Below are 19,892 nucleotides of genomic sequence, written 5' to 3'. Positions count from 1 at the left end.
GTGCCGCCCGGAGGCGTACGCTCGGCGGGCGTGATGATCGAGACCCCGTCGGGGATCGCCGACGCCTACTTCGCCCGCCCGCAGACCGACGACCCCGTGCCCGGGGTCCTGCTGTTCATCGACGCCATCGGCCTGCGACCGCAGATCGCGTCGATGGCGGACCGCATCGCCTCGTGGGGGTACGCGGTCCTCGCGCCGAACGTCTTCTACCGCGACGGCGATGCCGCGGCCACGTCCCCCGACGAGCCGCTGGACACTCCGGAGGCTCGCGAGCGGTTCATGGGTGGGGCGATGAAGCGCGTCATGGGCCTCACCCCGGACAAGTCCGAGCCGGACACGGACGCCTACCTGGCCGCGCTCCTCGCCCAGCCCGGCGTCACCGGCCCCGTCGGCGTCACGGGCTATTGCCTGGGCGCCCGGCTGTCCACGCTCGCGGCGATCGCGCACCCGGACACCGTCGTCGCCTGCGGCGGCTTCCACGGCTCCCGCATCGCCACGGACGAGCCCGACAGCATCCACCTGGGCCTCCCCCGGGCGCGCGCGGAGTTCGTCTACGGGCACGCCGATCACGACACGTCGATGCCGCCCGAGGCCGTCGAACTGCTCGGCGCGGCACTGGCCTCCGCCGGGCTGACGGCCACGAACGCGATCTATCCCGATGCCCCGCACGGCTACACCATGGCCGACACCCCGAATTACCAGGAGGCCGGCTCGGAGCGGCACTTCACGGAGCTCGAGGCCCTGTTCGCCCGCACCCTCGGAGACCGCTGATGCCCACGTCCCCCCGGGTCCGCCCCGCCGGCCTGCGCGCCGCCGGACCGATCAACTACGCGATCGCCAAGGTCGGGGCGCGGGCCATCCGCGCCGACGACATGCACCTGTTCTCCACCCTCGGCCGCACGAAGCGCTTGTTCCTGGGCTGGCTCGGCTACTCCGGCATGCTCATGCCCTTCGGTGCGCTCAAGCGAACGGAGTCCGAGACGGTCATCGTCCGCGTCGCGTACCTGCGGGAGAACGCCTACGAGCTGGGCCATCACCGCCGCATCGGCGCCCGCGCCGGGCTCACGGCCACCCAGTTCGAGCGGATCTTCGACGGTTCCGGGTGGAACGAGCGCAGCGCGGCGCTGCTCGAGGTGGTCACCCAGATCGTTGCGGACAGGTCCGTCTCCGACGACGCCTGGGCGCGGCTCGCAGCGTTCTACGACGAGCGCCGGCTCGTCGAGATCGTCCTCCTCGCCACGAACTACGACGGACTGGCCACCACGATCGACATCCTCGGGATCGAGCCCGAGCGGTGACGGCGCCGTCGACGGCGCTCCTCGCCGACGCCCAGCGCGAGGACCTGTTGGCGCGCTGGAACGAGCCGCACCGCAGGTACCACACCGTCGACCACCTGGCCGGGGTGCTGCGCGGCCTCGACGAGCTCGCGGCGGCCGGTGCCGCCTTCGACCGCGACGCCGTCGAGCTCGCCGCGTGGTTCCACGACGCGGTCTACGTGATCGGCGCCCCGGACAACGAGGAGCAGTCGGCCCTTCTGGCCGAGCAGATGCTCGACGGTGACCTCGGTGCGGAGGTCGCGCGATTGGTGCGGGTCACGGCCGACCACGACGTCCCCGCCGGCGACCCCGACGCCGCCGCCCTGTGCGACGCCGACCTCGCGATCCTCGCCTCCCCGCCCGAGCGGTACCGCACCTACGCGGCAGCGGTGCGGGCGGAGTATTCGACGGTGCCCGACGACCTGTTCCGGCCGGGGCGCGCGCAGGTGCTCCGCGGCCTGCTCGCGCACGCCTTCCTGTTCCACACCGCGGCGGGGCGCGCCCGGTGGGAGGACGCCGCGCGCGCCAACCTGGCCGCGGAACTGCGCGAGTTGGAGGCCTGATCGTGCAGGTGCACAGGGTGATCACCAACATCGCGGTCGACGACATCGACGCCGCCCGCGGCTTCTACGCGGACTTCCTGGGCCTGTCCGACGAGGAGTTCAACCTCGGCTGGGTGGCCCGATTCTCCTCCCCCGACCATGCGGCCAGCGTGCAGCTCGTGACCGGTGACCGCACCGCCGAGATCGACTCCGACATCTCCGTGATGACCGAGGACGTCGAGGCGGCGTGGGCACAGGCGCAGGCCTCCGGCTACGAGATCGTGCACCCGCTGACCAGCGAGGAGTGGGGGCCGCGACGGTTCTTCGTCCGCGCCCCGGACGGCACGGTGGTCAACGTCGTCGGCCACCCGCACTGACGGCTCACGAGGTGACTCAGTCCCACCAGAACGACCAGTGGGTCCATTCGGTGAGGCCGGCGCGGAACTCGTCGGCGTCGAGCCCCTGGTCGATGTTGTCGGGGCAGTAGGCGTAGTGCTCGCGCAACAACCCGTCGATCTGTTCGGCGGACTGCGGTACCTGCCCGACCTGCACCAGTAGCGTGTCGAAACCGATCCCCACCAGCGCCGCCCCGAACCGGTCCTCCCACGACCGCAGGACCGCGGCGTGATCGTCGCCGGACATGTCGTAGTTCGCCGCACCCATCCAACCGAGCGCGGCGGGCACGTCCGCCGGCCGGGCGACGGGCACCAGCAGCAGGCCTCCGGCGCTGCCCGTCTCGAGCGATCCCGCGGCGAGGTCGGCCCCCGGGATCGCGGGCGCGAGCCCCGTCACCGGGGGGACGCTGGGCTCGTCCTCCTCGGCATCGGGTTCCTGCGCCGCGTCCTCGGCTTCGAAGCGGGTCAGGACCGCGAGCGCGTCCGGGACGTCCTTGCCCGACGGTCCCTCGAGCTCACCGTCGCCCCATGGCCTCGCGAGGTTCCCGTCCTCGAGTCCGGTGGCCTGCAGCGGCCAGAGCCCGGTCTGCGGGAAGGCCGCGGCGAGCGCGCGGATCAGCTCGTTCAGCCGGTCCTCACCGAGGATCTCGGTGCTGATCCAGGCGACCGCGGGGCCGTCGCCCTCCGCGGCGGTGACCAGGCGCCCGGCCGGCAGCGCGACACCCCCGACCTCGGTGGTATCCGCGGCGGGCAGTTTTCCCGGGGTTGCTCGGAACATCGTCTGACTCCTCGACTCGAAGGGAGATGCGCGTCGGCCCGGCACCGTCGATGACGATGCCGGGCCGACGGACGTGCGATTCCTACAGGTTGATCATGTGGCCGGCGAGGCCGTGGATCGACTCCTGCAGCGCCTCCGACAGGGTCGGGTGCGTGTGAACGTTGCGGGCCAGCTCGTTGACCGTGAGATCCCACTTCTGCGCGAGGGTCAGCTCGGGCAGCAGCTCGGAGACATCGGGGCCGATGAGGTGGCCGCCGAGCAGCTCACCGTACTTGGCGTCGGACACCAGCTTGACGAAACCGACGGGCTCGCCGAGGCCCTGGGCCTTGCCGTTCGCCGAGTACGGGAAGGTCGCCGTCTTGACGTCGTAGCCCTCGTCCCTCGCCTGCTGCTCCGTGAGGCCGAACGAGGCCACCTGCGGCTGGCAGAACGTGGCGCGCGGCATCATGCGGTAGTCGCCCAGCGCCTGGGTCTCGGCCCCGGCGATGGTCTCGGCGGCCACGACGCCCTGCGCCTCGGCGACGTGCGCCAGCTGCAGTTTGGCGGTGACGTCACCGATCGCGTAGACGCCGGGCACGTTGGTGCGCATGTAGTCGTCGATGGCGATGGCGCCGCGCTCGGTGAGGGCGACGCCCGTCTTCTCCAGGCCGAAGCCCTGGGTGCGCGGCGCGAAGCCGATGCTCATGAGCACCTTCGAGACGGTGATCTCGCCCGGGCCCTTGGGCCCGGTGTACTTCACGACCACCTGCGAGCCCTGGTCGTCGACCGACTCGACCTTGGTGGAGGTGAGGATGTTCACGCCCAGCTTCTTGTACTGCTTGGCGATCTCCTTGGAGACATCGGCGTCCTCGTTGGGCAGCGCGCGGTCCAGGAACTCGATGATGGTGACGTCCACGCCGTAGTTCTTGAGGACGTACGCGAACTCCATGCCGATCGCGCCGGCGCCGACGATGGCGATCGACGCGGGCAGCTCGCGGGTGAGGATCTGTTCCTCGTAGGTGACCACGTTGTCCGACAACGTGACGCCGGGGAGCAGGCGCACCGTCGAACCCGTGTCGATGATGATGTTGTCGCCCGTCACCGTCTGATCGCCCACCTGGATGGTGTGCGCGTCCACGAAGGTGCCGTAACCGTTGATCTCGGCGATCTTGTTCTTCTTCATGAGGAAGTGAACGCCCTTGACGATCCCCTCGGAGACCTTGCGGCTGCGGTCGAACGCCGCGCCGAAGTCGAAGGAGACGTCGCCGGAGATGCCGAAGAGCTGGGCCTTGTGTGTGAAGGTGTGCGCCAGTTCGGCGTTCTTCAGGAGCGCCTTCGACGGGATGCAGCCCACGTTCAGGCACACACCGCCCCAGTACTTCTCCTCGATGACCGCGACCTTCTGCCCGAGTTGGGCGGCGCGAATTGCGGCGACGTAGCCTCCTGGGCCGGCGCCGAGAACAACAGTGTCAAAGTGATCAGCCACGGGGTCAAGCGTAGCCCTAGTGTGGTGTCCATGGATCAGTACGCATGGCTCGAAGACGTGGAATCCGCCACTGCCCTCGATTGGGCCCGGGCCCGCAACACCGAGGCCGCGGCGCGGCTGAGCGGACCGCGGTTCGACGAGCTTCAGTCGCGCGTCCTCGCGATCCTCGACACGGACCAGCGCATCCCCTACCCGATCCGGCGCGGCGAGCACCTGTGGAACTTCTGGCGCGACGCCGACCATCCGTACGGCCTGTGGCGCCGCACCACGCTCGAGTCCTTCCGCACCGACAGCCCGGAGTGGGAGGTCGTCATCGACGTCGACGCCCTCCGCGAGGCCGAGGGCGAGAACTGGGTCTGGGGCGGGGCCGCCGTCCTGCGCGGGGAGTCGCCCGACGGTGCGCGGTTCGACCGGGCGCTCATCTCCCTCTCGCGGGGCGGCGCCGACGCGACGGTGGTGCGGGAGTTCTCCATCTCCCGCCGGGAGTTCGTCGACGGCGGCTTCTCCCTCCCGGAGGCCAAGAGCCGGATCTCGTGGATCGACAAGGACACCGTGTACGTGGGCACGGACTTCGGTCCGGGATCGCTCACCGACTCCGGGTATCCCCGGCTGGTGAAGCGGTGGCGGCGCGATACCCCGCTGGGGCACGCGGACCTCGTGTACGAGGGGCACCACTCGGACGTCTCCATCGGTGCCGGCTACGACGACACCCCCGGCTACGAGCGGCATTTCGTCACCCGCGCGATCGACTTCTACAACAGCGAGATCTATCTGCTCTCGCCGGACACGTTGGCACTGGAGCGGATCGATGTGCCGACCGACGCCGATGCGGATGTCCACGAGTCCCGCCTGCTGGTGCGCCCGAAGTCCGCGTGGGAGTTGCCCGGCGGCGTCGTGGAGCCGGGCGCGTTGGTGGCCTTCGACATCGACGCGTACCGGGCGGGCTCGCGCGAGTACAGCACCGTCTTCACGCCGGACGCGCACACGGCCCTCGCGGGGTACGCGTGGACCAAGTCGTACCTCCTGCTGTCGACGATGCGGGACGTCCGCTCGGAGCTGCACACCCTCGAACCGGGGACGTGGGAGCGGCGCGAGACGCGCGGCTTCCCGGAGCTGGCCGAGATCGGCGTGTACTGCACCGATCCCCGCGAGGGCGACGAGATCTTCGCCACCGCCAGCGGTTTCACCCTGCCGCCCACGCTGCTGCACGGCGAGGCCGGCGGCTCCGTCGAGCCGCTCAAGTCCGCGCCCGCGTTCTACGACGCCGAGGGCGTGATCTCGGAGCAGTTCTTCGCGACCAGCGACGACGGGACGCAGGTGCCGTACTTCGTGGTCCGTCGCCCGCAGGAGGGCCCGCAGCCGACCCTGCTCTACGGTTACGGCGGCTTCGAGGTCTCGCTCACGCCGGACTACACGGCGGTGTCCGGCGCGACGTGGATCGAGCGGGGCGGGGTGTACGTGCTGGCGAACATCCGCGGTGGCGGCGAGTACGGGCCCGATTGGCACACAGCGGCGCTCAAGGAGAACCGGCTGCGCGCCTACGAGGATTTCGCCGCGGTCGCGAAGGATCTCGTGGCCCGCGGCATCACCACGCGCGAGCAGTTGGGCGCGCAGGGCGGGTCGAACGGCGGACTGCTCATGGGCGTGATGTACACGCGGTACCCGGAGTTGTTCGGCGCCATCGTCTGCCAGGTGCCGCTGCTCGACATGCGGCGCTACCACCTGCTCCTGGCCGGCGCGTCCTGGGTGGCGGAGTACGGCGATCCGGACGATCCCGCGCAGTGGGCGTACCTCAGCGAGTACTCGCCGTACCAGAACCTGCCCGAATCCGCCGGTGCCCCGGGCGATCTGCCCGCACTGCTGGTCACCACGTCCACCCGTGACGACCGCGTGCACCCCGGCCACGCCCGCAAGTTCGTCGCGGCACTCGAGGCACGCGGCATCGACGTGGACTACTACGAGAACATCGAGGGCGGCCACGGCGGCGCGGCGGACAACAAGCAGGCCGCCTTCAAATCCGCTCTCGCCTACGAGTTCCTGTGGCGCGAGCTGGCAGCGTCGACCACGGACCGAACGTAAAGGGACCAATCATGCTCGCAGCGTTCTCGATCAGCCCCATGGGCGGCGACCAGAGCCCCGACGGTGGCGTGGCCGCAGCGGTGGCGGAGGCGGTCGCCATCGTCCGCGCCTCCGGCCTGCCCAACGAGACGACGTCGATGTTCACCACCATCGAGGGCGAGTGGGACGAGGTGATGGCCTGATCAAGGCGTGCGTGGACCGCCTCGCCGAGACGGCGCCGCGCGTCTCCCTGGTGGTCAAGTGCGACATCCGCCCTGGTCACACCGGCCAGCTCACGGCCAAGCTGGAGCGCGTGGAACGACACCTCCGCAACGACCAGGACTGACGTCCAGCCCACTCACAGCCCCACCTGCAATACTGTGACGCATGTTGCTCAAGAGGCGTCAGGTGTTGATGGGGTTCGTTGCGGTCCCGGCGGCAGCGGTCGCCGCGTCCCTGGTGATCCCGCACGCCGCCGCGGCGGACGCCGACAAGGCACTCCTGGACGCCGCCATCGCGGCGGCGCCGAGCGCGCGGGAGATCATCACGGTGGCGGCATCGTCGTTCTCCTCGACGGACGTGCAGGTCTCGGCGTGGGCCCAGCTCCAGACCGGCTGGACGAAGGTCTACGGCCCGGTCCCGGGCAAGGTCGGCGAGCAGGGCATCGGCGAGGGCAGGGACGATGTCCCTCGCACCCCGTTCGGCGTCTTCGCGCTGGATCAGGCGTTCGGTCGGCAGGAGAACCCCGGCACGACGCTGCCGTACACCAAGGTGACGGATCAGCACTGGTGGGACGGGAACGTCGACTCCCCCACCTACGACCGCATGGTCGTCCAGGCGGCCAGCCCCGGCCCGGGCAGCGAGAACCTCTACGGCGCCGGTCCCGTGTACGACTACGCCGTGCACTTCAACAACAACCCGTCCCACACGCCGGGCAAGGGCGGCGCGATGTTCCTGCACGTCACGGACGGCAAGCCCACCCTCGGCTGCGTCGCGATCAGCCGCGACGGCATGGTCACGCTGCTCAAATGGCTGGCGCCCGCCCACAACCCGGTCCTGGTCACCGGACTCGCTAGCTGATCCGCGGTACCCAGCCGGCACACAACCTCCGATGGTGGAGCGGCGAGGCCACGGAGTCGGCCACAGGCTCAAGGTGTAGTCGATCACCGATTCCGTCGCGAGCGACGTCCACGCGCGAGGCTATGCAGTTCTTGCATAGCCCGATCGTCGATATACAGCGCTGACCAGCACATTCACAGGGTATGCGCGGCGCGCATCACTTCCGTGCGGGACTACCCACCGGCGCCGCGGACTCGGAGCCGATGCCCCTCAGCCGCGCGGCAGAGACTGCGCGATCCACCCGGACAACGCGGGGATCACCGCGTCGGGCGAGAGGATCCACTGGTTGTGGCCCAGCGGCTCCGCGATCCGGCGATGCACGGACGCGGGGAACTTCTCCCCCACGAACCGGGACTGCTTGTCACTGACCAACTCGTCGCCGGCGATGGCCAGCGTCAAGACCGGCGTCTTCGTCGCCGCGATCCTCGCCTCGTAGTCGATATCCGCTCCGGCGACGTTGAAGTCGCCGGTCTGCACCAGGTGATCGAAATCGGCCACGATCCCGGCGGGCACCTCACCGAGCCCGTCCGGGCCGGACCAGTGGCCCCGTCGGGCGGCGGTACGCGCGGCGACGGAGGTGCCGATCCGGCGGGCGGCACCGGAGAGCCCGTCGAGCTTGTAATAGCCCGTGCCGCAGGCGATCAGGATCACCCCGGCCAGGTTCCGCCGGGCGCGCGCGGCGTACATGACGCCCATCAGCCCACCGAGGCTGTGCCCCACCAGGATCCGCGGTGCGTCGGGGAACTTCTGCCGGGCCAGCGCGGATACCGCCGGGTAGTCCTCCACCACGACGTCCTGGAAGCCGTGGGAGCCGCCGGCGCCGCGGGGCCGCGAATCCCCCTGCCCCCGCAGCTCGGACACCACAGCGTTGAAGCCCGCGTCGATGAGGCCGCGGCCGAAGTCGTCGAAGTACCCGGCGGGCACGTTCACACCCGGCCAGATCATCAGCACGGGCGCGGCGGGGTCCGGACCGCGGAAGATCCGGACGGGGTTGGTGGTCCCGTCCTTGTAGGTCAGTGTCGCGACGGTCGGTCGCGCGGTGGACCTCACCAGCCCCGCCGATCCGCCCGCCGCGCCGCGACCGCGCCGAGCCCGCCGAAGATCAGCCCCAGCAGCGCGAGCGCGCCGCCGACCGCCGCCTCGGTCACGATCCACGGGGTCAGGCTCTTCGTCACCTGGCTCAGCGCCGCGTCGATGACCGGGCTCAGTCCGCCGGTGCCGCTGCGGCCCGTCACGTACGACGGTGCCGCCACGCACAGCATCCAGGTCACGCCCGCGGCGACCGCGCCGCCCAGCCCCAGGTAGAACAGCATGAATCCACGACGGTGCGCGGCGAGCAGCGCCAGCAGCGCGGCGACCACCGCCACCAGCGGCGCGATCCACGCGACCTGCTTCAACTTGTCGGCGATCTCGGCGTACCGTCCGGCCCGGAACAGGTCCCGGTTGGCGCCCGTGCCGGACAGGTCGATCGTGACCCGCTCGGGAACCGTCACCTTCACGTTGTTCGCCTCGGCGACGGACGTGATCATCGGCGCGAGGTCGATCTCCGCAGTGGTCGCGCCGCGCAACCGCTGCTCGGCGGTCGGCCGCACCAGCAGCCACGTGTGCACCTGCCCGATCGCCTCCTTGAAGGCGCCCGGGAACTGCGGGCCGTGGGTGTAGGTCGAGACATAGGGCGTGATCGCGGACAACGGCGGGCGCGCGTCCCCCTGCTCGGTGAGCAACCGCTGCACCTGCTGGGCGATCTCCTGCGCCATGGCGTCCTGCACCGCCGGGTCGTGCCCCAACGGCTCCATGAGCGTCATGAACGCGCCGCGGTCGAGCACGGTGTTCTTCGCCCAGACGGCGGGGACCGCCACGAAGGTGGCCAGGATCGCCACCAGAACGAGGAGGAAGGCCGTCAGAGAACGCACGGCGACAACGGTACTCGACGGTGCCGCCGGGCCCGGTCCGCTCGGCGCACCGTCGGCCCCGCGAACCGGCCCGCGCGGCGCACCGTCAGTCCCCGATCAGGTCCCGGCCGCGCCCGACGATGAGAGGATCCGGTCCCGACGCGAGGACCTCCATGTCCTTGTTGTCGTAGTCGAACTTGTCGAGGATGTAGCGCATGGCGTTGAGGCGGGCGCGCTTCTTGTCGTTGCTCTTGACCACGGTCCAGGGCGCGTAATCGGTGTCCGTCGCCGCGAACACCTCCTCCTTCGCCGCGGTGTAGCCGTCCCACTTGTCCAGCGACGCGAGGTCCATCGGCGAGAGCTTCCACTGCCGCACGGGGTCGATCTGCCGGATCGCGAAGCGGGTGCGCTGCTCGAGCTGGGTCACGGAAAACCAGAACTTGGTCACGTCGATGCCGTCTTCGACCAGCATCTTCTCGAACAGCGGCACCTGGTGGGTCCAACGCTCGTGCTGCTCGTCGGAGCAGAAGCCCATGACCCGCTCGACGCCGCCGCGGTTGTACCAGGAGCGGTCGAACAGGACGATCTCACCCTTGGTCGGGAAGTGGTCGATGTAGCGCTGGAAGTACCACTCGCCGGCCTCACGCTCGGTGGGCTTGACCAGCGCCACCACGCGCGCGCCACGCGGGTTGAGGTGCTCCATGAACCGCTTGATGGTGCCGCCCTTGCCGGCGGCGTCGCGGCCCTCGAACACGATGACCAGGCGCTGGCCGGTGTCCTTGACCCAGCGCTGCAGCTTGAGCAGCTCGATCTGCAGCAGCCGCTTGTCCCGCTCGTACTCCGAACGCGCCATCCGCTCGGAGTACGGGTAGCCCTCGCGCCACGTGTCCACGACGTGCCGCTCCGGGGTGAGCAGCACCGGATCGTCGTCATCGTCGTCGTTCACGGAGAAGCCCTCGGTCGCCCGGAGGTCGACGATCTTCTGCAGTGCCTCGCGGCCGCTGACCGCGCTCAAATCGATGCCCACGGGCAGGTCGAGATCCATCACGGCCGGAAGCGTACGGGCAGGTCCGGACCGGCGGGTGAACGTCGCATGAACGCGGGGTGCATCCGACCCGCGTAAACTCCTCGGCGATGCCTACCACCGCCAACCGCGCACGCCGGCGCGCCGAACACCTCGGTCCCGAGCGTCGCCGCCCCCAGGTCCTGGACGCCGCGCTGGAGATCGCCGCGCGCGACGGTCTCGGTGCCGTGACGATCGGCACCGTCGCCGACCGCCTGCAGGTCACGCGCCCCGTGATCTACTCGTGTTTCCCGGACCGCGTCGCGCTCATCACCGAGCTGCTCGACCGCGAGACCGAGACGATGATGGCCTTCGTCCTCGCATCGCTGCACAGCGCCCACGGGGAGGATCCCGAGCAGGCCTTCATCATCGGCATGCGCGGCCTGCTCGACGCGGTGAACGAACGCGCCGACACCTGGCAGTTGTTGTTCTCCGGCGTCACCGACCCGGAGGTCGTGCACCGCGTCGTGGCCGCCCGCGCCACCCTGGCGCGGCAGGCGGAGGAGTGGATCCGGCCCGCGCTCACCCGGTGGTGGGACATGCAGGGCCTCGATGAGAAGCTGCCGATGCTGATGGAGCTCTTCGTCTCGGTCTGCGAGGCGGCAGTGCGGTCGATGCTCGCCGACCGCCCCGACGACGCCCCCGCCTCCTGGCGCGGCGATTCCGAGCGGATCGGCACGTTCTACGGTTCGGCCGTCTACCGCGCCTTCCACGACGCCTGACGGTCCGCCCGCCGGTACTGCCGGCGGCCCGTCCCGGTCCGCCCGCCCGACGGTCCGCCGTCACCTCACCGATGCCGGGACCAGGCGGCCCAGAGCCGGGCGTACCGTCCGCCCGCGGCGCGCAGGCTCTCGTGCGTGCCCTCCTCGACGATGGCGCCGTGCTCCATCACCAGGATCCGGTCGGCGCGCGCCGCCTGGCTCAGGCGGTGCGCCACCACCATCGCCGTGCGCCCGGCGAGCGCGGCCTGCGCGGCGTCCTCGAGGACGTCGGCGTCGGCGCTGTCCGCGTCGGCGGTGGCCTCGTCGAGGATCACCACCGGCGGATCCAGGAGCACCAGCCGGGCGAGCGCCAGCTGCTGCTCACGCTTCGGGGTCAGGGCGTGCCCGCCGGCCCCGACGACGGTGTCGAGTCCGTCGTCGAGCATCTCCACCCACTCGCGGGCGCGAACGCGGTCCAGTGCGGCGCGCAGATCGTCGTCGGTGGCATCGGGCGCGGCCATTCGCAGGTCCTCCGCGAGGGTCCCGGCGAAGACGTGCACGTCCTGCGTGAGCAGCACGGGCGCGGCGTCCTCGGGGAGCGTCGCGAGGTCGGTGCCGCCGATCCGGACCGCGCCGGCGTCGGGCACGTGCACCCCCGCGATGAGCGCGGCGAGCGTCGACTTGCCCGCACCGGAGGTGCCGACCACGGCCACCGTCTCCCCCGACTCGAGGGCGACGCTCACCCCGTCGAGCACGCGGCGCGCGCCGCCGTACCCGAAGGCGACGCCGTCGACCTCCACGCGGGGCGGCCCGTCCGTCCGGTTCACCACGCCCGACGGTGCGCTCTCCCCGTCCGCCAGCCGGATGACGCCGACGATGCGGGCGAGCGAGGCGCCCGCGGACTGGATGTCGTCCATCACCATGAGCAGGGCACCGATGGGTCCGAACAGCCGCAGGAAGAGCAGCATCGCGGTGGTCACGGCGCCGACGGTCGCGAGCTCGCGATCGACGAGCGCGTAGCCGAGCAGCAGGATGGTGGCCATGCCGACGAACTCGGCGAGGTTGACCCGGCCGAACAACCGGTTCTGCACGATCCGCGCCCGCATCGTCCAGCGCACGACGCCCCACGACGCGGTGCTCACCCGCAGGCTCGAGCGCTCCATGAGGTCGAAGGCGTGCACCGTGGGCAGGCCGCGGATCGAGCCGAGCATGTGGTGTGCACGCACTGCCATCGCCGCCCGTTCTGAGCGGTAGACCGGGGGCGCGGTGCGCACGTACATGCGGGCGCCCAGCGCGTACACGGGCAGCACCACGAGCACCACGAGCAGGAACCGCCAGTCGAGCGCGGCGAAGCCGCCGATGGTGACGACGACGGAGAAGCCCGACCGGGCGAGTGCGGGCACGCCCCGCGAGATCGCCTGGCTGACAACGCTGACATCGTCGGTGGCGCGGGAGACGAGGTCGCCGGAACCGGCCTCCTCGACGCGCGCCTGCGGGAGCCGGAACGCGGCGCCCACCATGGACTCGCGCAGCCGCGCGAGGGCGGTCTCGAAGAGCTGGGCCGTGAGCGCGATCCCGATGCCGGTGAACGCAGCCGACGCGATGGCCGCGACCACCATGAGGCCGCCGATGCGCAGTACCTCGAGGTATCCGCCGTCGTCGATGGCGATGTCGACCATCGCGCCGAATCCCCAGGGCACGGCGAGGCCGAGGGCGGCGCCCACGAGCAGGACCGCGAACACGACGAGCAGCGGCCCGCGTTTCCCGGTGAGCAGCCCGCGGGCGTAGCGGAAGGTCTCGCGTCCGCCCGCGACGGGCAGGGCGCCCTCGGCGGTGTCGGTGGCGATGGTCATGCGCGTACCTCCGGTGCGGCCGTGACGATCTCGTCGTCGCGGCTCAGCGTGAGCACGGTGTCGGCCGCGGCGATGAGCGTCGGAGACTGCGTGAACACCACCGTCGCGAGGCCCGCGCGCGCCGCGCCGAGTCGCTCGGCGATGGTGGCCTCGGTGACGGAGTCCACGGCGCTCGTCGGGTCGACGAGTACGAGGGTCCGGGTGTCGGTCGCCAACGCGCGGGCCAGCGCGACGCGCTGCCGCTGGCCGCCGGACAGTAGCCGGCCGGCCTCGCCGACGGGCGTCTCGAGCCCGTTCGGGAGCACCTCGAGGACGTCGTCACAGGCGGCGGCGAGCAGCGCGGCGGCCACCCGGTCGGGCGCCGCGTCGGCGCCCACGTTGTCGGCGACGGTGCCCTCGAACAGGGTGGTGGCGTGCGGCGCGACACGCACGGCCCGCAGCGCGGCCGGCTCGTCGAGCGTGTACAGGTCCGTGGTCCCGACGGTGACCGACAGGCCGGGGTCCGGGGCGCCCGTCCGGGCGAGCAGGGTGGTCGCGGCGGTCGCGGTCCCGGGGTCGCACACGACGGCGGTGACGCCGACGGACGGGAGCTCCAGGTCGACGGTGCCGCCACCCACCGGCAGTCCCGTGATCCGCACGGGCACGGCACCGTCGGGATCGGCGACCGTGCCGGCGTCCCGGGCGTACCGCGCCTGCAGCACCATGAGCACGCGCTTCGCCGAGGCGTTGCCGGCGACCCAGAACTTGCCGAAGTTGGTGCCCATCGCCTGCAGCGGCGACATCACCACCTGGGTCAGGCCGACGACGGTGATGAGCTGCCCCACGCTGAGGTCACCGTGCACGGCCTGCACCCCGGCCAGCACACCCACGACTACGACGAAGACCGCGGCGACGGCCTCCATCGAGCCGACATAGGCGCCCTCCGAGCGGCGGGCGCGGATGACGGCGGCCAGGGCGCGGGCGCTCGCCGCGCGGTAACGCCGGTCGGCCTCCCTCTCGGCGTGCATGCCCTTGACCACCCGGAGCCCGGCGACGAGATCGGCCGCGGAGCCCGCGGCCTCGCCCGCCGCCCGCTGCTCGGCCTCGCTCCGGGCGCGCAGTGCTGCGCCCGCCTTGTCGAGGCACCAGAGCATCGCGGGGGCGCCGAGCAGCACGAGCAGGCCGAGCTGCCAGGAGATCGACAGCAGCACGACGCCGCAGAAGACCACCGCCGCCAGCTCGCCGACCGGATAGAGGCCGAGCGCGACCGACATCGCCAGCCGCTGCACGTCCGAGGTGGCGATCGACAGCAGCACGCCCGGCGGGTGGCCGCCACCCAGGCCGCGCGGGTCGAGGATCCGGTCGGTGACCTGCGTCCGCAGCCGATGCTGCACCGTGTTCATCCCGAGGAAGCCGATCCGTGAGCCGAACCGGAAACTGAAGGACAGGAAGGCGAACAACACGCCCAGCAGCAGCACCCAGCGCACCGTCGATCCCCAGTCGCCGGTCTTGATCGCGCGGTCGATGGCGAGCCCCATCACGACGGGGACGAGCGCCTCGCCCACCTGGTGCCCGATGATGAGCAGCCCCGCGGGGAGCGTGCGCGACGGGTTGCCGAACATGGTGCGCAGCACCAGTGAGCGGGGCGTGGTGTCGTCGTCGACGCCGATCGGCCGGTGGTCCGGCTGCTGCTCGGGCGCCTCGAAGAACACCGGCAGGCGGCTGCCGGTCCAATCGGTCATCGGGTCAGCTCCGGGCGGTCTCGGTGACGAGGAAGGGTCCGAGCACGGTGCGCAGCTTGTTGTGCGTCTCGGTGAGCTCGGCCCGCGGGTCGGACGCGCCGACGATGCCGCCGCCCGCGTAGGCCCGCAGCGCTGTCCCGGCGACCTCGGCGCAGCGGATGCTCACGCGCCAGTGCCCGTCGCCGCTCGCGTCGGTCCACCCGACGGCGCCGGCGTAGAAGCCCCGCTCGCCCTCGATGTCGGCGATGGCGCGGGCGGCGCTCGCGCGGGGGAAACCGCACACCGCCGGGGTCGGATGCAGGGCCAGCGCCAGGTCGAGGGCGGTGGTCGACGGGTCGCGCAGCGTCCCGGCGATCCTGGTTCCGAGGTGCCACACGGGCCCGGCCCGGGTCACCGACGGTGCGCCGGGCACGTCCAGCTCGGCGCACAGAGGCGCGAGCGCGGCCGCGATCTCGTCGACGACGTAGGCGTGCTCCTCGCGGTCCTTCTCGGAATCCAACAGGCCCTCGGGCGTCGACGCGGTGCCCGCGAAGGGGTGGCAGTAGACGGTGTCGCCCATCCGCGCGACGAGCACCTCGGGGCTCGAGCCGACCAGCGCGCGCCCGCGGAACGCGTCGCCGGCAGCCGCGAGGTCGACGGCGAAGGCATTGCCCTCGAGATCGCGGTCCGCCAGCGCTGCGGCCACGGCGAACGGATCGAGCGGCTCGGCGGCCTCGAAATCGACCGCGCGCGCGAGGACGACCTTGCGCAGGTCCCCGGGGCCGGTGATGAGCCGGACGGCCCGCTCGACCCGCGCCACGTGCTCGGCGGGCTCGGGGTGCTGGGCGGTCAGCGTCAGGGTCGGCAGTTCCGCTGCGGGGCGCGCGGGCAGGGCGCCGAATCGGACGGGCACCGTCAGCGCGGCGGGATCGTGCAGGTCGAAGGGCAGGGCGCCGACGACGACGGGAGCGCTCCCGTCGCGCAGGGCCGCGGCCGCCGCGTGCGGGTCCGGGAACACCGCGCGGACGCCGCTCCCCGCGTGGGACCGCCCCGCAGCGGTCAGCAGGAAGTGCGGCTGCTCGCCTTCCTGAGTCATCGCAGTGCCTCCAATACCCGATCCGTGCTCTCCACTCTGCCGCATCGAGTGGACACGTAGGTGAGTGCGCGCTCGTGATCCTCCACCGAGAAGTCCGCGACGGCGTCGCGCACCACGTAGGGCTGGACATCCCGCATGAACGCGTCGAGGGCGGTGGTCATGATCCCGATGTGGGCGTAGATCCCGGCGATCACCAGCTGGTCGCGGCCCCACGCGCGCATCCGCTCGGCGAGGTCGGACTTGGCGAACGCGCTGTAACGCCACTTGGTGAGCAGTACGTCGTCGGCCGCCGGGGTGAGCTCGGCGATGATGTCCTGGTTCGCGGTGGCCAGCCCGGGCCCCCAGAAATCGGTGAGCAGCGCCCGCTCCTCAGGGTCCTGGTCCCCCGGCTGCGCGGTGTAGACGACCGGCATTCCTGCGGCGCGCGCCGCGGCGCGCAGGGCCACGATGTTCGGCACGACGGTGCGCAGCGGCTCGGCGTCGCGCCGGAACGGGCCGACGAAGTGCTCCTGCATGTCGTGGATGAGCAGCACGGCCCGGCCGGGTTCGACGGCCCAGTCGACGGTGTCGGCGCACTCGATGCCGGGCAGTTCGTAGACGATGCTCTTGGGCAGGCTCATTGCTTGTCCTCCTGGTCCGCCCTGGAGAGCTGCTCCGCCAGGGTGCGCCGCAGCTCGCGGCGACTGATCTTGCCGACGCCCGTGGTCGGGAACTCGTCGGCGAACACGATGCGATCGGGCACCTTGTACTCGGCCACGCCCCGGGCGCGGACGAACTTCTTCAGTTCGGGAACGGTCGGCCGCGCGCCCGCGGTCAGGACGACGGCGCAGGACCGCTCGCCGAGGAAGTCGTCGGCCACGGCCACGACCGCCGCGTCGATCACGGCGGGGTGCGCGATGAGGTGGTTCTCGACCTCCTCGGCGGCGATCTTCTCGCCGCCGCGGTTGATCTGGTCCTTCGCGCGGCCCTCCACCACGAGGTGCCCGCTCGGCAGCCGCCGGACGATGTCCCCGGTGCGGTAGAAGCCCTCGGCGTCGAAGGACTCGGCGTCGACGCCGCCCAGGTAGCCACGGATCGTGTACGGGCCGCGCGTCCAGAGGAGGCCGGGCTCGCCGTCGGCGACGGGGAGGCCGTCCTCGTCGAGCACGCGCACCTCGTCGTCGGGCGAGATCGCCCTCCCCTGGGTGCCGAGCACGAGATCCTCGGGATCGTCCGCACGCGTGTAGTTCACGAGCCCCTCGGCCATGCCGAAGACCTGCTGCAGCCGGCAGCCCAGCTCGGGCTCGACGCGGCGCGCGGCCTCGGGGGTGAACTTGGCGCCGCCCACCTGCAGGACCTCGAGGCTGGACAGGTCCGCGGTCGCGGTGGGCCGGGCCTGCAGCCAGAGCATCGCGAGCGGCGGCACGAGCGAGGTCATGGTCACCTTCTCGGCCTCGATCAGCGGGAAGGCCCGCGACGGTGCCGGGTCGGTCCCCAACACGACGGTGCCGCCGGCCCACAGCACTCCGAGGATGCCGGGGCTGCTCATCGGGAAGTTGTGCGCCACGGGCAGGACCACCAGGAACCGGGTACCGGGTCCGAGTCGGCAGATCGTGGCGGACTCGCGGACCGAGTACAGGTAGTCGGCGTGGGTGCGCGGGATCAGCTTCGGCACGCCGGTAGTACCGCCCGAGAGCTGCAGGAAGGCCAGGGATTCCGGTTCGACGGTGACCGGCGTCCCGCTCGCTACGCTCCCGGCGACGGTGACCGGCGTCCCGTCCGCGTTCCCGGCGCCGAAGGGCTCGTCGTCCACCACGAACGCCCGCACGCCGGTCTCCGCAGCGACCTCTGCGGCGAGGCCGCGGTGATCGAACCGGTTGATCGACGCGGCGGTGACGAGCGCCTTCGCCCCGGCCGTCAGTACGAAGTGGGTGAGCTCGCTGCGACGGTGCGCGGGGAGCGCGAACACGGGGACCGCACCGATCCGGAACAGCCCGAACAGGACCGAGACGTACTCGACGGTGTTCGGCAGCTGCAGCACGACGCGGTCGCCCGCTCCGATGCCGCGGGCGACCAGCCCCGCCGCGATGGCCGCGGCGGCGGCGTCCAGCTCGCGATAGGTCAGGCGGACCCGATCACCCGTGCGGTCCTCGCCCACGAGGGCCTCGGCGTCGCCGAACCGCTCCGCGGCCTCCGGAAGGAAGCCGGCGAAGGTGTCGCCGTTCCAGTACCCCGCCGCGCGGTAGCGCTCCGCGAACTCGGGCGGGAAGTACCGGGTCTCGGTGCTGGTCATGCGGTGGCTCCTCCGTCGACGGTGAGTACCTGCGCGGTCACGTGCCGCGCGTCGGGCGAGAGCAGGTACTCGATCGCCCCGGCGATGTCGTCCGCATCGGCGATGCGGCCCAGCGGGATTCCGGGCCGGTGCCGCGACAGGTCGCCGGCGATGGCCGCCTCGGCGGCCGCGGCGCCGCCGAACGCCGTCTGCATCGGCGTCGCGGTCGAGCCGGGAGCGACCACGTTGACCCGCACGCCGCTGCCCGCCACCTCGAGCGCCAGGGCCAGTGTGAGGTTGTGCGCGGCGGCCTTCGACGCGCCGTACACGCCCAGGCCCACGCGGGGGCCGTTGCCGGCGTTGGACCCGACGACGACGGCGGAACCCGTTCCGCGTTCGGCCATCCGGGAGACGACAGCGGTGAGGACGTTCGCGGTGCCGGTCAGGTTCACGCCGAGTGCGGCCGCGATGTCGGCGGCGGACGCATGGAGCACGGGCCCGGTCACGAGGACTCCGGCGCAGTGCGCGAGCGCGTCGACCGGCCCGCCTGCGCGCTCGGCGGCGTCGAGGGCCGCGAGCACGGCGGCGCGGTCGGTCACGTCGACCACGTGGGAGGACGCCGTGCCGCCCGCGGCGGACACGGCGCGCGCGGTGGCGACCAGGCCGTCGGCGTCACGGTCGGCGAGGGCGACGGGTCCGCGCCGCGCGAGCCGCAGGGCGGTCGCGGCACCGATTCCCGACGCCGCGCCGGTCACGAATGCGTGCATCAGTGGTCGTCCTCGTCGAAGTCGGCGACGCCGAGCTTCCAGTAGCCCGTGATGTCCTGGTCGTGCTTGGGCAGTTTCCACGCCTCGGCGACCCAGCGGCGCAGGGGCTTGAGCACCCCGGCCTCGCCGGCCAGCCAGCAGTACCACCGCTCACCGTCGGGTACCTCCTGCGGGAGCTCGGCGACGGCACGCTCCAGCACGTCGGAGGTGCCGGGCGCGGCCTCGCCGCGGTGCAGCCAGCGGACCTGGAAGCCCGGCGGCGGGTCGAGCGGGATCTCCTCGGAGGCGTCGATCACCTCGATGAGCGCCCAGCCGGCGGCGTCGCGCGGCAACTCCTCGAGCCAGCGGTCCATCGCCGGCAGCGCGGTGATGTCGCCGGCCATGAGGTACCGGTCGTAGCGCGGGGGCACGATCACGCCGCCGGGCGGGCCGGCCACGTGGATCCGCGCGCCCGGGGCGACCGCCTCGGCCCAGTCCGAGCCGAGGCCACCCGGGTGCAGGGCGATGTCGATGTCGAGCTCGCCCGCGGCGGCGTCGTAGCGGCGCACGGTGTACTCGCGGGTGATCGGCCGCGGGTCGCGAGGCCAGTGCAGCATGAGCCCGTCCTTGCGCGGCAGGTTGAGTTCGCCGCTCTCCTCGGGGTAGAGGAACTTGATGTGATCGTCGGCGGCGTGGGTCTGGAAGCCCTCGAGCTCGGGGCCTCCGAGGGTCACCCGGATCAGGCCTGCGCCCACCCGTCGGGTGCCGCGGATCTCCAACTCGCGCATGCCGATCGGGTAGGGCACGCGCTCGGCGCCCTCCGTCGCACCGCCGAGCACCTCGGCGATCCGCTCGTGATGTCGAGCGCGGTGATCGGTTCGTGCCATGTCGATGGTCCTGTTCGTCGGGCTGGGCTG

The 19,892-nt window shown here is 71.8% G+C and carries 19 protein-coding genes and 1 pseudogene; 8 read left to right on the top strand and 12 right to left on the bottom strand.

Going from position 1 to position 19,892, the window contains the following annotated elements:
- The first annotated feature begins 33 nt into the window (after nt 1–33).
- Genes HF999_RS09025 through HF999_RS09010 form a run of 4 tightly spaced genes read left to right on the top strand, consistent with a single transcriptional unit; the run spans nt 34 to nt 2,235 of the window.
- The gene (locus tag HF999_RS09025; RefSeq protein ID WP_168545560.1) at nt 34–771 is read left to right on the top strand and encodes a dienelactone hydrolase family protein; all 738 of its coding nucleotides are present in this window, start codon (nt 34–36) and stop codon (nt 769–771) included.
- The gene (locus HF999_RS09020; RefSeq protein WP_168545538.1) at nt 771–1,298 is read left to right on the top strand and encodes a carboxymuconolactone decarboxylase family protein; all 528 of its coding nucleotides are present in this window, start codon (nt 771–773) and stop codon (nt 1,296–1,298) included. The genes HF999_RS09025 and HF999_RS09020 overlap by 1 nt, the downstream gene beginning before the upstream one ends.
- On the top strand, nt 1,295–1,879 hold the full coding sequence (locus HF999_RS09015; protein WP_168545537.1) for an HD domain-containing protein: 585 nt from the start codon (nt 1,295–1,297) through the stop codon (nt 1,877–1,879). The genes HF999_RS09020 and HF999_RS09015 overlap by 4 nt, the downstream gene beginning before the upstream one ends.
- 2 nt (nt 1,880–1,881) lie before the next feature.
- Nucleotides 1,882–2,235: a VOC family protein gene (locus HF999_RS09010; RefSeq protein WP_168545536.1), complete on the top strand. Its 354-nt coding sequence runs from the start codon at nt 1,882–1,884 to the stop codon at nt 2,233–2,235.
- Between the two features lie 16 nt (nt 2,236–2,251).
- On the opposite strand, the gene HF999_RS09005 is transcribed toward HF999_RS09010, so the two are convergent.
- Both HF999_RS09005 and lpdA read right to left on the bottom strand, forming a co-directional pair.
- Nucleotides 2,252–3,031, bottom strand: coding sequence for a DUF4253 domain-containing protein (locus tag HF999_RS09005; protein ID WP_168545535.1), 780 nt, complete (start codon nt 3,029–3,031; stop codon nt 2,252–2,254).
- A gap of 82 nt (nt 3,032–3,113) precedes the next feature.
- Entirely contained in the window at nt 3,114–4,496 is a 1,383-nt protein-coding gene (gene lpdA / locus HF999_RS09000; RefSeq protein WP_168545534.1) for a dihydrolipoyl dehydrogenase, read from the bottom strand.
- Between the two features lie 30 nt (nt 4,497–4,526).
- Here lpdA and HF999_RS08995 point away from each other — a divergent pair, with 30 nt between their 5' ends.
- From HF999_RS08995 to HF999_RS08985, 3 genes and pseudogenes are all read left to right on the top strand, one after another.
- Nucleotides 4,527–6,575 (top strand): prolyl oligopeptidase family serine peptidase, encoded by a 2,049-nt coding sequence (locus HF999_RS08995; protein WP_168545533.1) that lies wholly within the window; start codon nt 4,527–4,529, stop codon nt 6,573–6,575.
- A gap of 11 nt (nt 6,576–6,586) precedes the next feature.
- Nucleotides 6,587–6,900: pseudogene (locus HF999_RS08990) on the top strand (thiamine-binding protein).
- Between the two features lie 41 nt (nt 6,901–6,941).
- Entirely contained in the window at nt 6,942–7,634 is a 693-nt protein-coding gene (locus tag HF999_RS08985; protein WP_246207500.1) for a L,D-transpeptidase family protein, read from the top strand.
- A 249-nt stretch (nt 7,635–7,883) separates the two neighbouring features.
- Here the strand turns inward: HF999_RS08985 and HF999_RS08980 are convergent, their stop codons facing one another.
- From HF999_RS08980 to ppk2, 3 genes are all read right to left on the bottom strand, one after another.
- Entirely contained in the window at nt 7,884–8,723 is an 840-nt protein-coding gene (locus tag HF999_RS08980) for an alpha/beta fold hydrolase (protein WP_168545532.1), read from the bottom strand.
- Nucleotides 8,720–9,586: a hypothetical protein gene (locus tag HF999_RS08975; protein WP_168545531.1), complete on the bottom strand. Its 867-nt coding sequence runs from the start codon at nt 9,584–9,586 to the stop codon at nt 8,720–8,722. Before HF999_RS08975 ends, HF999_RS08980 begins: the two co-directional genes overlap by 4 nt.
- Nucleotides 9,587–9,671: 85 nt before the next feature.
- A complete protein-coding gene (gene ppk2, locus HF999_RS08970; RefSeq protein WP_139057923.1) occupies nt 9,672–10,610 on the bottom strand; it encodes a polyphosphate kinase 2 in 939 nt (312 codons plus the stop codon).
- Nucleotides 10,611–10,699: 89 nt separating this feature from the next.
- Here ppk2 and HF999_RS08965 point away from each other — a divergent pair, with 89 nt between their 5' ends.
- Nucleotides 10,700–11,350, top strand: a complete 651-nt coding sequence (locus tag HF999_RS08965; RefSeq protein ID WP_068571141.1) for a TetR/AcrR family transcriptional regulator — start codon at nt 10,700–10,702, stop codon at nt 11,348–11,350.
- 65 nt (nt 11,351–11,415) lie between these two features.
- Here HF999_RS08965 and HF999_RS08960 read toward each other — a convergent pair whose 3' ends face one another.
- Genes HF999_RS08960 through HF999_RS08930 form a run of 7 tightly spaced genes read right to left on the bottom strand, consistent with a single transcriptional unit; the run spans nt 11,416 to nt 19,862 of the window.
- Nucleotides 11,416–13,182: an ABC transporter ATP-binding protein gene (locus tag HF999_RS08960; protein WP_068571142.1), complete on the bottom strand. Its 1,767-nt coding sequence runs from the start codon at nt 13,180–13,182 to the stop codon at nt 11,416–11,418.
- Nucleotides 13,179–14,903: an ABC transporter transmembrane domain-containing protein gene (locus HF999_RS08955; protein ID WP_068745065.1), complete on the bottom strand. Its 1,725-nt coding sequence runs from the start codon at nt 14,901–14,903 to the stop codon at nt 13,179–13,181. Before HF999_RS08955 ends, HF999_RS08960 begins: the two co-directional genes overlap by 4 nt.
- Nucleotides 14,904–14,907: 4 nt before the next feature.
- Nucleotides 14,908–15,978, bottom strand: coding sequence for an isochorismate synthase (locus HF999_RS08950; RefSeq protein WP_068745063.1), 1,071 nt, complete (start codon nt 15,976–15,978; stop codon nt 14,908–14,910).
- The gene (locus HF999_RS08945; RefSeq protein WP_068571144.1) at nt 15,975–16,598 is read right to left on the bottom strand and encodes an isochorismatase family protein; all 624 of its coding nucleotides are present in this window, start codon (nt 16,596–16,598) and stop codon (nt 15,975–15,977) included. Before HF999_RS08945 ends, HF999_RS08950 begins: the two co-directional genes overlap by 4 nt.
- Complete coding sequence (locus HF999_RS08940) at nt 16,595–18,250, bottom strand: (2,3-dihydroxybenzoyl)adenylate synthase (RefSeq protein ID WP_068571145.1); 1,656 nt, start codon at nt 18,248–18,250, stop codon at nt 16,595–16,597. The genes HF999_RS08945 and HF999_RS08940 overlap by 4 nt, the downstream gene beginning before the upstream one ends.
- A complete protein-coding gene (locus tag HF999_RS08935) occupies nt 18,247–18,996 on the bottom strand; it encodes an SDR family oxidoreductase (protein ID WP_068571146.1) in 750 nt (249 codons plus the stop codon). The genes HF999_RS08940 and HF999_RS08935 overlap by 4 nt, the downstream gene beginning before the upstream one ends.
- Nucleotides 18,996–19,862: a siderophore-interacting protein gene (locus HF999_RS08930; protein ID WP_068571147.1), complete on the bottom strand. Its 867-nt coding sequence runs from the start codon at nt 19,860–19,862 to the stop codon at nt 18,996–18,998. The genes HF999_RS08935 and HF999_RS08930 overlap by 1 nt, the downstream gene beginning before the upstream one ends.
- Nucleotides 19,863–19,892: the final 30 nt, after the last annotated feature.

The sequence above is a fragment of the Tsukamurella spumae genome, assembly GCF_012396015.1.
In the GTDB taxonomy this organism is placed as follows: Bacteria; Actinomycetota; Actinomycetes; order Mycobacteriales; family Mycobacteriaceae; genus Tsukamurella; species Tsukamurella spumae.
Note: the sequence above shows the minus strand (reverse complement) of the source record. Positions and strands in the feature narration are given on the sequence as shown.